This is a genomic window from Xanthomonas sp. NCPPB 2250 (genome assembly GCF_056725265.1).
The window spans coordinates 982213-993871 of record NZ_CM161520.1 but is presented as its reverse complement, the minus strand read 5'-3'; the positions used below and the strand labels follow the sequence as shown (position 1 = coordinate 993871).

The following is an 11659-nucleotide window of genomic DNA, read 5'->3' as shown; positions in this document are numbered from 1 at the left end:
GCGCGCTTACTCTTTGTCCGGCGCCTGGTTGATCAGCGCCCAGAAGGTACCCAGCGTCTTCACCGCGGTGAAGAACTGGTCCACGTCCACCGGCTTGACCACGTAGGCGTTCACGCCCAGGTCCCAGCTGCGGGCCAGGTCGCTCTCCTCGCGCGAGGACGACAGGATCACCACCGGCAGGCGCTTGAGCGATTCGTCGCTGCGCACCAGCTTGAGCACTTCCAGGCCGTCCATGCGCGGCATCTTGATGTCCAGCAGCAGCACCGCCGGCAGGCCTTCCTCGCGGTCGGCATAGGCGCCGCGGCGCAGCAGGTAGTCCATCGCTTCCACGCCGTCCTCGACGTGCACGATGGGATTGGCCAGACGCGCGTCGCGCAACGCATCCACCGCCATTTCGGCATCGGCGGGGCTGTCTTCGGCAAGCAGGATGGTGCGGATGGCGGTCATGCGATGAACTCGGTAGTGGGCGCTTCAGGCGCCGGGGGCAAGACGAAATGGAAGGTGGCGCCCTGGTCGGGGGCGGATTCGGCCCAGATATGGCCGCCATGGCGGGTCAGCACGCGGCGCACGCTGGCCAGGCCGATGCCGGTGCCGGAATATTCGCTGGCCTTGTGCAGGCGCTGGAACACGCCGAACAGCTTGGCCGCATAGGTCATGTCGAAGCCGGCGCCATTGTCGCGCACGCTGAAGTGGTGGCTGCCGTCCGGCTGCACCTGGTAGCCGACCTCGATCTGCGCGATCTCGCGCTTGGCGCTGTACTTGACCGCGTTGCCGAGCAGGTTCAGCCACAGCTGCCGCATCATGTTCTCGTCGGCGACCAGGATCGGCAACGGCGCGATGCTCCACTCGATGCGATGCCCGCTGTCGCCGTGGTCGGACTGGTAGTTGGCATCGAGCACCGAGCGCGTCTCCGCCACCAGCGACTGCATGTCCACCGCCTGCAGGCGCAGCGCACTGCGGCCCAGGCGCGAGTACACCAGCAGGTCGTCGATCAGCGAGGCCATGCGCCGCGCCGAGGTGCCGATCACCTCCAGGTAGTGGCGGCTCTTCTCGTCGGCGCCCTCGCCCAGATGGCGGGCCAGCTTGTCGGCGAAGCCGGCCACATGGCGCAGCGGCGCGCGCAGGTCGTGCGAGACCGAGTAACTGAACGCTTCCAGTTCGCGATTGACTTCGGACACCTGCTCGACCTTGCCCTCCAGCTGCCGGTTCAGCTCCTGGATGCGCTGTTGCGCGGTTTTCTGCAGGGTGATGTCGCTGACCGTCATCAAGACCACTTCGTCCTCGCTGTCCGGCAGCGGCATGCGCCGCGCATTCAGCAGCATGGTCCTTGGTACGCCGTCCGCGCCAAGTTGTTCGTGCTCGAAATCCCACAATTCGCGTCCGCGCAGCAGCACGTCGGCCAATCGCTGCACGATCACCGGATCCTGCCAGACGCCGTCGCCGACGTCGGCGAGCAGCTTCGGCGGATCCGCCAGGTCCATGCCGTACAGTTCGGCGAAGGCGGTGTTGTGCATCAGCATCCGCTGCCCGTTGTCGAGCAGCACGATCGGCTCGCGCACGGTCTGCAGCACCGCCGCGGCGCGGCCGTTGGCGCGCAGCATGTGGCGCTCGGCGTCCAGGCGCCGGCCGATCTGCCGTTGCAGCAGCCAGATCACCAGGCCCAGCAACAACAGCTGCACCACCAGCGAGGTCCAGCTCATCATCGAGGCGAGCATGCGGCGCTGCTCGGCGTCGGCGGTCCGCTCGCTCAGCAGTTCGTCCTCGCGCCGCTGCAGCTCGGCGATCAGGCCACGCACCGGATTGTCGGCGGTCATGTCCTGAATCAGCGCGCGGATCCGCTCCGGATCGCGCGCCTGGGCGATGCGCTCGGCCAGCAGGGCACGCCGTTCCAGCGTGCTCTGCAGGCGGCCGATGCGGATCTGCTGGTCGGGATTGTCGCGGGTCAGCTCGGCCAGATGGGCGATGGTCGGCTGCAACGACGCGCGCGCATCCTTGAAGCGCGCGGTCAGGATCGGCGACTGCGCGCCATGCGACATCGCCATCGCCGCCGACTCCATGTCGCGCATGTCCGCTTCCATCGCGTTCAAGGTGGCGGTCACTTCCTGGCTGTGGCCGACCCAGTCGGCCGCACGCAGGGTGCTGGCATTCATCTGCCGCAGCAGCAGCGAGGGCAGGATGACGATCAGGACGACGGCCAGCGCCAGCAACGGCAGCCGCCAGCGGTCCCAAGCATCGTGTTTGGCGATGGTCTGCATAGCTGGTGCGTTAGAAGAAGGAACGGCTGCGGCCATCGCGGGCGCGCATTGTCGCCCATCTTCCCCGGCAGCAGATGAATTATTCAGCGGAAGCGCGATACCCCGATCGCGGCACCCGCACGGACTCTATCCCAGGCCGCACGCACGGCGAAACGGGCGGCCTGCGGACGCCCGCGGGAGCGCCACGCGTGCGCCGCGCTCAGGGCCGGCGCGCCTGGGGCGGAATGGAACCGGCAGAGGCGCCGATCAGGGTCCAGGCCGGCATGCCGGCGCGGACCAGCAGGAAATCGGCATGGCTGCGCAGGCGCCGGCGCTCGGATTGGCTCAGGCCCTGATCCAGTTCCTGCATCAGCGCGGAGAACGCCGGCCAGAATCCGGTGTCGTCGTGAAACGTGGTCAACAGCATGCTCAACTGCGCTTCCAGCCGGCGCACCGCCGGCAGCAGCAGCGACGGCTGCGCGCCATGGCCGGACAACGCGGCGCCCAGCGCTTCGGCAGCCGCGGCTGCGTGCCCCGCAGCCGGGTGGGGTTGGGTTTCCAACATCGCGCGTGATCCGTTGACGAACATGAAGGAATGATGTCTGAGCGGGTGTCAATGCGACGCGAAATGCGATGGCCGTCGCGAATTTGCCGCCCCCAAAAAAAACGCACCCCGCAGGGTGCGTCGCAGGCCGGCTGTCGCGGGTGGGGCGCCTCGTCGCATCCCCACCCGCGGCCGCGGATCGCAATGCTTACTTCTTGGCGGCGGCGCTGACCTTCAGGTCGGCCGCATCCACCTTCTTGACCCCGTCGATCTTCTTGGCGACCGCCACGGCCTTGTCCTTCTCGGCCTTGGTGGCGACCGCGCCGGACAGCTTGACCGTGCCGTTGACGGTATCGACCTTGATCTCGGTGCCCGACACGTTCTTGGTGGCCAGCAGATCGGCCTTCACCTTGGTGGTGATCCAGGTGTCGGTGACCGGCTCCTTGGAGTCGTGGCGGCTCGCGTCATGGGCCGTGGTGTCGTGCTGCATCGTGTCCTGCTGGCCCATGGTGCCGTGGTCCTTGGCGCTGGTGGCCTGGCCGGCTGCGAACGCCTGGCCCGCGCCGAACGCGAAACCGGCCACCAGGGTGGCGCCAAGCAGGGTGCGTGCATTGTTCGTCTTCATCGTGTCTTCCTCCGCTGAATGTGCGCGCAGTCTCCGCCAGGCCGTCGTACAGGCGGCGTGACCGAAGAATCGCCGCAGCGTGAATGCGCAATCCGCCCACGTAGGCCGCGCGATACTGGCGTCCCGCCGCTTCCCCCTGCGCCCATGTCCGACTTCAATCTCGCCCTGCTCGGCTTCGGCTACGTCGGCCGCACCTTCCATGCGCCGCTGATCGCACAGACGCCCGGCCTGCACCTGCACACCGTGGTTTCGCGCCAGGCCGAGGCCGTGAACGCGGCCTGGCCGCAGGCGCATGTGGTCGCCGAGGCGGCACAGGCCTTCGCCGATCCGCAGATCGATGCGGTGGTGATCGCCACGCCCAACCAGACCCACGCACCGCTGGCGCTGGCCGCGCTGGCGCAGGGCAAGCACGTGCTGGTGGACAAGCCGTTCACCCTCGACGTGGCCGAAGCGCAGCAGGTGCTGGCCCAGGCCCAGCGCGTCGGCCGCATCGTCAGCGTGTTCCAGAACCGGCGCTGGGACGGCGACTTCCTCGGCGTGCGCGCCTTGCTGGAGGCGGGCACGCTGGGCGAGATCGCCGAGTTCCATTCGCACTTCGACCGCCACCGTCCACAGGTCGGCGACCGCTGGCGCGAGCACGCACTCCCCGGCTCGGGGCTGTGGTTCGACCTGGGGCCGCATCTGCTCGATCAGGCCCTGCACCTGTTCGGGCCGCCGCAGGCGCTGCAGGCCGACCTGGCGCTGCAACGCCCGGGCGCGCAGACCGTGGATTACGTGCATGCGGTGCTGCGCTATCCGCGGTTGCGCGTGGTGCTGCATGCCGGGTCGCTGGTGGCCGCCAACGGCCTGCGCTTTGCGGTCCACGGCAGCGGCGGCAGCTACCTCAAGCACGGGCTGGATACGCAGGAAGCGCAATTGCGCGCAGGCGTCGCGCCGGGCGCGCCCGGCTGGGGCGAGGATCCCCTGCCCGGCCAGTTGCGCCTGGTCGGCGCCGACGGCACGCACGCCGTCCAGACCCTGCCCGCGCCGCGTGGCGATTACCGCGACTGCTATGCGGCCTTTCGCGAGGCGATCGCGGGGCGCGCGCCTGCGCCGGTGGATGCGGCGCAGGCGCTGGCGGTGATGCGGCTGCTGGAGGCAGGCGTGCGCAGCGCCGCCTCCGGCTGCAGCGTCACGCTGGACTGAGCGCCGGGCCTCAGGCCGGACGCGTACCGCCCGGCGCGGGCGCGTCGCCGCCCTCGTGCTTGATCGCATGGCCGCCGAACTGGTTGCGCATCGCTGCCAGCAACTTGTCGGCGAACGAATCGTCGTCGCGCGAGCGCAGCCGTTCCAGCAGCGAGAGGGTGATCACCGGCGCCGGCACGTCCAGGTCGATCGCCTCGGCCACGGTCCAGCGGCCCTCGCCGGAGTCCTGGACGAACGGCGCGATCCCGGCCAGGGTCGGATTGTCGCCCAATGCATCCGCGCACAGGTCCAGCAGCCACGAACGCACCACGCTGCCCTGGCGCCAGACCTCGGCCACCTGATGCAGATCCAGTGCGAATTCCTGCTTGCGCCCCATCAGCGCGAAGCCCTCGGCATAGGCCTGCATCATTCCGTACTCGATGCCGTTGTGGACCATCTTGGTGAAGTGGCCGGCGCCGCTGGGGCCGACGTGTCCCCAGCCGGCATCGGCGGCCGGTGCCAGGGTCGCGAACACGTCGTGCAGGCGCTGCACCGCGGCGGTATCGCCGCCGATCATCAGGCTGTAGCCCTCGCGCAGGCCCCACACGCCGCCGCTGGTGCCGCAGTCGACATAGGCGATGCCGTGCGCAGCGAGTTCGCCGGCGCGGCGCATCGAATCCTTGTAGTAGGAATTGCCGCCGTCGATCACCACGTCTCCCTTGCCGAGCAACGGCAGCAACGCGGCCAGGGTGTCGTCGACGACCTTGCCGGCCGGCACCATCAGCCACACCGCGCGCGGTGCCGGCAGCGCCGCGATCAGCGCGGCCATGCTGTCGACCGCTTCAACCCCGCGCTGCTGCGCCGCGCTGCGCGCGGCCTCGCCCAGGTCGAAACCGACCACGCGATGCCCGCCGCGCACCAGCCGCTCGGCCATGTTGGCGCCCATCCGGCCCAAGCCTACAAGTCCCAGTTCCATGCGTCGTTCCCGGTTCGAAAAAAGGAGGGTTAGGGTCTCACGAAGCGGCGCTGCCGACGTGACGCGCAGCTAAGGCGCCGATGCGGCGGCAGGTGCCGGCGGCGGCGTTTGCGCACAGTCGCGCAGCTGCAGGTCGCGCCAGCGCCGGTACAGCGTGGTGTGCAGGTTATGCAGGGTCAGCTCGATCGCGAACGGCGTGCGCGGATTGCGATCCAGCAGCCGCACCACGTGATAGCCGATCGGCTTGACGCCCTTGGGATGCACGTAGACCACGAAGCCACGGTAGAACGGATCGTCGAGCAAGGCGTCGAGTTGCGCGAGCACCGCCTGCTGCGTCGGATCCAGGCGTGCGCGCAGCGCCGGGTCGCGCGCGTACAGCAATCGCTCGAAGCGTTCGCGGCCCGGGCCGCGCAACGCCCGCGCCAGCTCCCAGATGCGCCGGTTCTGGGCGTCGTAGTAGGCGAAGCCGCCGTGCGCGCGCAGCGCAGCGGCAGCCTCGGCGCTGACCGCGGCGACCACGAAGTTCTCGGCCTGGTTGTTGATGTCGTCCAGGTAGCGGCGCTCGAACACGTGCACGATGTAGCCGGGCGCACCGAGGAAGGCGGCGCGGCCGCGCTGCGCGGTCTTGGCCGCCTTGCCGTCGGCGAAGAAATCGCCGGCGTGGGCGCCGAGCAGGATGCTGTCGGTGTCGTGCAGGGTGAGGAAGGTGCCGATCGACAACTCGTCGGCGCTGAACGCACGATCGAACGCGGCGTCGCCATACAGTTCGCGCTGTGTCGCCAATTGCGCGATCTGCCGGCCGACGCCGCATTCCGAACGCACGTGCCCGCTGTAGAACGCCTCGATCGCCTGCGCATTGCCGCCTGCCGGGCGATAGCCGCGGCCGAAGCTGCGGAAGCGCTCCCAGCCCTGCGCCTGCGCGCCGCGCAGGCCGAAGCCGATCCAGCCCAGTTGCAGCGCCGAGAAACGGTAGCCGGGATTGTCCTGCAGGCGTGCGACCGCGCGCGTGGTGGCCGCCCCCAGTCGCAGGAAGTAGCCGCATTGCGTGGCCGGCGCGTCCAGCAAGGCACGCAAGGCCTGCCGCCGTTGCGCGTCGTTCCAGGCCGCGGGCAAGGCCGCCCGCAGATCCCCGTGCGCCTGCGCCTCGGCCAGCGAACCGCGCTCGCAGGGTGCGCCGGCGGCGATCTGCGGCTGCGCCGCGGTGGTTGTGCCGATGCGCCAGCCGAGCCGCTCCAGCAGTGCGGCCAGGCAGGCCGCGCTGGCCTGGTCGGACGGCGCCGGTGCGGCCGTCGCCGCGGCACTGGCGAGCAGCGCGGCCAGCAACAGGCCGACACCGCGGCGCAGACGCGGCGTGCGAGCGAAGCTGGGTGGTCGGATCATGGAGCGGGCATCGCGAGCAGCAGTTTCCAGTGGCCGCGCGGCAGGCGGCGCCTGCGCAGCCTGCCCTGCACCCCGTGCAGGCGTCGCGAAGCCAGCCGCCGCGGCACCTACGCCCCCGGCGTTCACTCTTCCGCCATGCCCGGCGCACCTACACTGCGGCTCCCTTGGCGCAAGCGATCCCCTGCATGCACGTGCTCGTTACCGGAGGCACCGGATTCATCGGCCGCGCGCTGTGCCCGGCCCTGCTCGACGCCGGCCACAGGGTCAGCGTGCTGACCCGCGACCCCGCACGCGCGGCGCGCCTGTTGCCGGCGGTGCAGGTGCTGGACGATCTGCAGCGCGCCGCACCGGCCGATGCGGTGATCAATCTCGCCGGCGAACCGTTGACCGAGGGCCGTTGGAGCGCCACCCGCAAGCGCCGCTTCCGCACCTCGCGCATCGGCACCACCCGCGCCCTGATCGACTGGATGAGCGGACTCGACGCCGCGCAGCGCCCGGGCTGCCTGATCTCCGGCTCGGCAACCGGCTACTACGGCGACCGCGGCGACGAGGTGCTGGACGAGGACAGCACGCCGGGCGACGACTTTGCCGCCCAGCTCTGCCGCGACTGGGAGGCGGAAGCGCTGCGCGCGCAGGCACTGGGCGTGCGCACCAGTCTGGTCCGGACCGGCGTGGTACTGGGCCGCGACGGCGGCGCGCTGGCGCGGATGCTGCTGCCGTTCCGCTTCGGCATGGGCGGGCGCATGGGCGATGGCCGCCAGTGGATGAGCTGGATCCACCGCGACGATCAGGTCGGGTTGCTGATGTGGCTGCTGCAGCAGGGCGGCGAAGGCGCCTACGACGCCACCGCGCCGGCGCCGGCGACCAATGCGACGTTCGCGCAGCAACTGGCCGCGACCCTGCATCGTCCGGCGCTGCTGCCGATGCCGGCGGCGGCGCTGCGCCTTGGCTTCGGCGAGATGGCCGAGCTGTTGCTGGGCAGCCAACGCGTGCTGCCGGCACGTGCGCAACGCGAGGGTTATGTGTTTCGTTATCCGGAACTGGACGCGGCGCTGCGCGATCTGCTCGCCGATTGAGCCGCCGCGGCGCCGAATCACGCAACGTCGCAACCAGCACCTAAAAAAACGCCCCGGCGGAGGCCTCCGCCGGGGCGTGCTGCATCAGGTTGCCGGGTCGGCGTCAGGCGCCGACCGACACGATGCGGTCGCGCGACTCAATACCGCTTGCAGACGGTCTCGACCACGCGGTTGCCATTGGCCTGCTGACGCTGGCCCTGGATGTAGCGGCCGGTCGCACCGCCAGCAACCGCGCCACCGACGGTGGCCAGCTTGCGGCCATCGCCCTTGCCGATCTGGTTGCCGAGCAGGCCGCCGATCGCCGCACCCGCCAGGGTGCCGCCGATGCGGTCGGGATCGGTGCTGTTCTTGCGCACCGCGACCTTCTTGCAGTGCACGCGGGTGCCGTCGCTGAAGCGGCGGCCGGCGTCCTCGGGACCGTAGTGACGCTGCGCCTCGGCCAGCGGCGCGGCGGCCGTGGCGATGGCGAGGACGGAAAGACACAAGGCGGACTTGAGAGTGTTCATGCTGATTGCTCCTGGGTGGCGGAGCCGATGCACAAGCACCGCGCTCTCGACGGGCGCCACCTTCTCACCGGATTCGCGAATGGTTCGTGAAGCGAAATCGGCCGCATTCAGCTTGCGTAGCAACGCCTGAATCAGTCGGCGCCGCCGGGCTCGCCGCTCGGCGGCGCGGTCGCGACGGGCGGCTGCGCCGCAGTGGCGGCCGCGGCCGCGGGTGCCGGCGGCGGCGTGGGCGCTGCGGCGGGCGGCGGCGTCGGCACCGTCGACGCTGCAGGGACAGGTGCGGGCGCTGCCGGCGCCGGCGCCGTCACCGCCGCGGGCGGATGCGCAGGCGGCTCCGGTGCCGGCTTGTTCTTGGGCAGGTACTCGCTCATCAGCTGGAAGAAGCGCTTGTAGAAGTCGCCGTCCTGCACCGTGCTGCTGGCCACCCGCACCATCGAATCGTCGCTGCTGCCGATCGGCAGCGACACCGAGCCGAGCACGCCGACGCCGACACTGGCCGAGGTCGGGCTCTTCTTCAGCGCATAGCGGTCCTGCAAGGCACTGACGAACACCCAGGATTCGTCCTGCCCGTGCGCCACGCAGGACACGCGCAGTTCCAGTTGCTCGTGCAACTCGTCGCTGGGCTGGAAGTTCTTGGTGCCTTCCACCGCATCGGCGGTGGCCTTGGAGACCACGTAGCCCTGGCTCAGCAGCGCCCGGCGCGCCGATTCGCAGGCCTGCGCCGGCTGCACCGGGTAGTTGCGCGAATAGGTGTTGTCGGAATTGAAGGTCTCTTTCACCAGGCCGTCCTGCTTGCGGGCGAAGCAGCCGCTCAGGCCGATCGCGATCAGCGCGAGCGCGGGAATGGCGAGAACCTTGGAGGGAGCGGACATAGGCCGTTGACCGGAGAGAGGGAACCGCGGCAAAGGATAGCCGCAAGCGCGTCGGCGCGGCCTTGACGCCACCGCGGCCGCTCATCCCGCGGTTAGCGAGATGGGCGGTCTGCGCCGCCACCGCGTCAGGCGACGGCGGGTTCCAGCGCCAGGTCCACGCGCAGCAAGCCGCCGTGGCGGTCGCGGCGTTCGGCACGCAGGTAATGATGGGCGTCGAGCACTTCCAGCGTCGGCGGCACCGTCAGCGGTTCGCCCCACAGGCTCAGCAGGAAGCCACGCGCGCGCAGCCAGTCGAGCAGCCGCAGCAGCCCGTCCAGATCGCGCGGCAGCAACAGATCGGCGTCGCCGGGCAGGCGCGGTGCCGCCGCCGGATCCGCCAGCCAACGCGGATAGCTGCCGTACAGCGCAAAGACGAAACCGTCGGCGCGCAGCGCCTCCAGCAACTGCGCCGTACCCGGCAGGTCGATGGGCTGGCGGCGGTGCTGGAAGATCAGCGCGTACTCGTGGCTGCGGTCGCTGCGGGTGTCGCCGGGCGCCAGCGGCTGCGCGGTCTCGCGCAGGTAGCACAGCACCCGCTCGGGACAGGGCGCGAACAGGCTGCCGAGGATCCGCGCCAGGTCCCAGGCCTGCGGCACCGTGGTTGCGCCGAGCTGCACGTTCTCCACCATCGCGATGCAGAAGCCGTCCTCCCGCAGGTGCCGGCGTACCCCATGGAACACCGCGCGCAGGCCGTGCAGGTAGGCGGCGTAGTCGGCGCTGGCGTAGAGCTGGTCGGGCGCTGCCGTGGCCGGCCAGGCGCAGCCGAAGTACGGCACGTTGGTCAGGCACAGGTCCACCGGCGCGGACGGCGCGCAGTGCGGCAAGCCGCCGTCCAGCACCTCGGCGTGCAGGTCGAGCCGCTGCAGCCGTTCGCGCGCTAGCGCCGCGCGCGCCGCGTCGATCTCCAGGCCGATGCCGTGGCGCCCTTCCAGTTCCGCCGCGAGCAAGGTGCTGCCGAAGCCGCAGAACGGATCCAGCACGCGCTCGCCCGGCGCACTGAAGTGGCGCACGAACGGACGCATCTGCCCGACCCAGCCGCAGTCGCGCGCGCCCAGCGGATCGCGCTGGCGCAGGTCCTCCGGCAGGCGATGCTCGGGCGGATCCGGCAACGGCGTCCACCAGCTGCGGCTATCCATGCGGCGCCCGCCACAGCAGATCGCGGTCCGGCTGCCAGCCGGCGCACAGCCGGCCGTCGGCGAAGAACACCAGCTTGTAGATGTCGCCGCTGTCGTGGCGCGCGTGCATCGCGCCGTAGTCGGAGGTTTCGAACACCACCTCCATGCCGTCGGCGGTGGCCAGGCGCAGGTTCCAGAAGTAGTAGCCCTCGGTGATCTGCAGCGGCTGCAATTCGCGCCACCACGGCGCGGCCATGCAGGCGCCGAGCACCTGCTCCACCGCGACCCGCGCCTGCGTCAGATAGCGCGCGGTGCCGCCATCGCGGTAGCCGTCGCCGAGCCGGGAGAACTCGCGGAAGATCACTGTGCGCGCCCCGCAGGCGCGCGCCCACTCCAGGTAGGCGGCGACGCCGTCGGCATCGGCGATGCCGCCGTGCTGCAGGATGCACACCATGCGCAACGGCAGCGCTTCGGCGATGCGTTGCGCGGTGGCGACGAAGACGCCCGCATCGGCGATCGCCTCGCCGGGGCGGAAACGCATGATTGCGTCGTTGCGCGCCTGCTGCGGATGGTGCCGCGACAGCTCGATCCACGACAGACCGAAGCGCTGCAACGCCTGCAGCAACACCTCGCCGTGGCCGCGGGCGAAACCGGCGCCGTTGCTGTACAGCACCCGCTGTTCGACCAGCAGCCCCTCGCGCTCGGCCGCGCCCAGGGTCTGCAGCAGTTCCACGAACCAGGCTTCGTCGTCGGTCATCTCCAGCCCGGACAGCGAATGCGACAGCGGCAGCCCGCGCAGCTGCACCAGCGCCTGGCGCAAGTGCGCGAAATAATCCGGCGGTGGCCGCAGGCTCGCCGCGGCGGTGCCACCAGCCAGCGGCCGCAGGGTTTCCGAGCAGAAACGGCAGCGCGCCGAACACGGCCGCACCGATGCGTAAGGGGTGAAGGTCACCGGCTGCGCGACGCGGTAGTCGCGCGCGCCGATGCGTTGCTGGCGCCAGCGGGAGGCATCCGCCGCGGCTGGCACCCGCCATTCCAGATGCGGAGTGCTGGCGCGCAGCGCGGCGAACAGCGGCGAGCCGCCGCTCAATGGCGGCGGACTCGGCAGGGAGGCGTGCATGGGCGCCT

The 11659-nt window shown here is 70.5% G+C and carries 12 protein-coding genes; 2 read left to right on the top strand and 10 right to left on the bottom strand.

Annotation, left to right across the window (positions count from 1 at the left end):
• Positions 1-6: 6 nt before the first annotated feature.
• The 4 genes from AC1PMG_RS04150 to AC1PMG_RS04135 form a co-directional block, all read right to left on the bottom strand.
• On the bottom strand, positions 7-447 hold the full coding sequence (locus tag AC1PMG_RS04150; protein WP_019797077.1) for a response regulator: 441 nt from the start codon (positions 445-447) through the stop codon (positions 7-9).
• Positions 444-2255 carry a sensor histidine kinase gene (locus AC1PMG_RS04145; RefSeq protein WP_342072955.1) on the bottom strand — a complete coding sequence of 604 codons (1812 nt, stop codon included), beginning with the start codon at positions 2253-2255 and terminating at the stop codon, positions 444-446. The genes AC1PMG_RS04150 and AC1PMG_RS04145 overlap by 4 nt, the downstream gene beginning before the upstream one ends.
• A 199-nt stretch (positions 2256-2454) precedes the next feature.
• Entirely contained in the window at positions 2455-2799 is a 345-nt protein-coding gene (locus AC1PMG_RS04140; protein ID WP_481110759.1) for a hypothetical protein, read from the bottom strand.
• Positions 2800-2986: 187 nt separating this feature from the next.
• On the bottom strand, positions 2987-3403 hold the full coding sequence (locus AC1PMG_RS04135; RefSeq protein WP_481110758.1) for a BON domain-containing protein: 417 nt from the start codon (positions 3401-3403) through the stop codon (positions 2987-2989).
• Between the two features lie 144 nt (positions 3404-3547).
• On the opposite strand from AC1PMG_RS04135, the gene AC1PMG_RS04130 reads away from it, so the two are divergent.
• Positions 3548-4588, top strand: coding sequence for an oxidoreductase (locus AC1PMG_RS04130; protein WP_481110757.1), 1041 nt, complete (start codon positions 3548-3550; stop codon positions 4586-4588).
• A 10-nt stretch (positions 4589-4598) separates the two neighbouring features.
• On the opposite strand, the gene gnd is transcribed toward AC1PMG_RS04130, so the two are convergent.
• The gene (gnd, locus tag AC1PMG_RS04125) at positions 4599-5543 is read right to left on the bottom strand and encodes a phosphogluconate dehydrogenase (NAD(+)-dependent, decarboxylating) (protein ID WP_150409640.1); all 945 of its coding nucleotides are present in this window, start codon (positions 5541-5543) and stop codon (positions 4599-4601) included.
• A gap of 69 nt (positions 5544-5612) precedes the next feature.
• Complete coding sequence (locus tag AC1PMG_RS04120) at positions 5613-6923, bottom strand: hypothetical protein (RefSeq protein ID WP_481110756.1); 1311 nt, start codon at positions 6921-6923, stop codon at positions 5613-5615.
• Between the two features lie 185 nt (positions 6924-7108).
• On the opposite strand from AC1PMG_RS04120, the gene AC1PMG_RS04115 reads away from it, so the two are divergent.
• Positions 7109-7999 (top strand): TIGR01777 family oxidoreductase, encoded by an 891-nt coding sequence (locus AC1PMG_RS04115; RefSeq protein WP_481110755.1) that lies wholly within the window; start codon positions 7109-7111, stop codon positions 7997-7999.
• A gap of 137 nt (positions 8000-8136) precedes the next feature.
• On the opposite strand, the gene AC1PMG_RS04110 is transcribed toward AC1PMG_RS04115, so the two are convergent.
• From AC1PMG_RS04110 to AC1PMG_RS04095, 4 genes are all read right to left on the bottom strand, one after another.
• Positions 8137-8505 carry a glycine zipper 2TM domain-containing protein gene (locus tag AC1PMG_RS04110; protein WP_026143726.1) on the bottom strand — a complete coding sequence of 123 codons (369 nt, stop codon included), beginning with the start codon at positions 8503-8505 and terminating at the stop codon, positions 8137-8139.
• Positions 8506-8636: 131 nt separating this feature from the next.
• The gene (locus tag AC1PMG_RS04105; RefSeq protein ID WP_481110754.1) at positions 8637-9377 is read right to left on the bottom strand and encodes a DUF2242 domain-containing protein; all 741 of its coding nucleotides are present in this window, start codon (positions 9375-9377) and stop codon (positions 8637-8639) included.
• Between the two features lie 125 nt (positions 9378-9502).
• Positions 9503-10552, bottom strand: coding sequence for a DNA methyltransferase (locus tag AC1PMG_RS04100; RefSeq protein WP_481110753.1), 1050 nt, complete (start codon positions 10550-10552; stop codon positions 9503-9505).
• A complete protein-coding gene (locus AC1PMG_RS04095) occupies positions 10545-11651 on the bottom strand; it encodes a hypothetical protein (protein ID WP_481110752.1) in 1107 nt (368 codons plus the stop codon). The genes AC1PMG_RS04100 and AC1PMG_RS04095 overlap by 8 nt, the downstream gene beginning before the upstream one ends.
• Positions 11652-11659 lie beyond the last annotated feature (8 nt).

Coding starts and splice junctions, on each gene's coding strand:
- AC1PMG_RS04150 (WP_019797077.1), bottom strand. CDS start 447: ATGACCGCCATCCGCACCATCCTGCTTGCCGAAGACAGCCCCGCCGAT.
- AC1PMG_RS04145 (WP_342072955.1), bottom strand. CDS start 2,255: ATGCAGACCATCGCCAAACACGATGCTTGGGACCGCTGGCGGCTGCCG.
- AC1PMG_RS04140 (WP_481110759.1), bottom strand. CDS start 2,799: ATGTTGGAAACCCAACCCCACCCGGCTGCGGGGCACGCAGCCGCGGCT.
- AC1PMG_RS04135 (WP_481110758.1), bottom strand. CDS start 3,403: ATGAAGACGAACAATGCACGCACCCTGCTTGGCGCCACCCTGGTGGCC.
- AC1PMG_RS04130 (WP_481110757.1), top strand. CDS start 3,548: ATGTCCGACTTCAATCTCGCCCTGCTCGGCTTCGGCTACGTCGGCCGC.
- gnd (WP_150409640.1), bottom strand. CDS start 5,543: ATGGAACTGGGACTTGTAGGCTTGGGCCGGATGGGCGCCAACATGGCC.
- AC1PMG_RS04120 (WP_481110756.1), bottom strand. CDS start 6,923: ATGATCCGACCACCCAGCTTCGCTCGCACGCCGCGTCTGCGCCGCGGT.
- AC1PMG_RS04115 (WP_481110755.1), top strand. CDS start 7,109: ATGCACGTGCTCGTTACCGGAGGCACCGGATTCATCGGCCGCGCGCTG.
- AC1PMG_RS04110 (WP_026143726.1), bottom strand. CDS start 8,505: ATGAACACTCTCAAGTCCGCCTTGTGTCTTTCCGTCCTCGCCATCGCC.
- AC1PMG_RS04105 (WP_481110754.1), bottom strand. CDS start 9,377: ATGTCCGCTCCCTCCAAGGTTCTCGCCATTCCCGCGCTCGCGCTGATC.
- AC1PMG_RS04100 (WP_481110753.1), bottom strand. CDS start 10,552: ATGGATAGCCGCAGCTGGTGGACGCCGTTGCCGGATCCGCCCGAGCAT.
- AC1PMG_RS04095 (WP_481110752.1), bottom strand. CDS start 11,651: ATGCACGCCTCCCTGCCGAGTCCGCCGCCATTGAGCGGCGGCTCGCCG.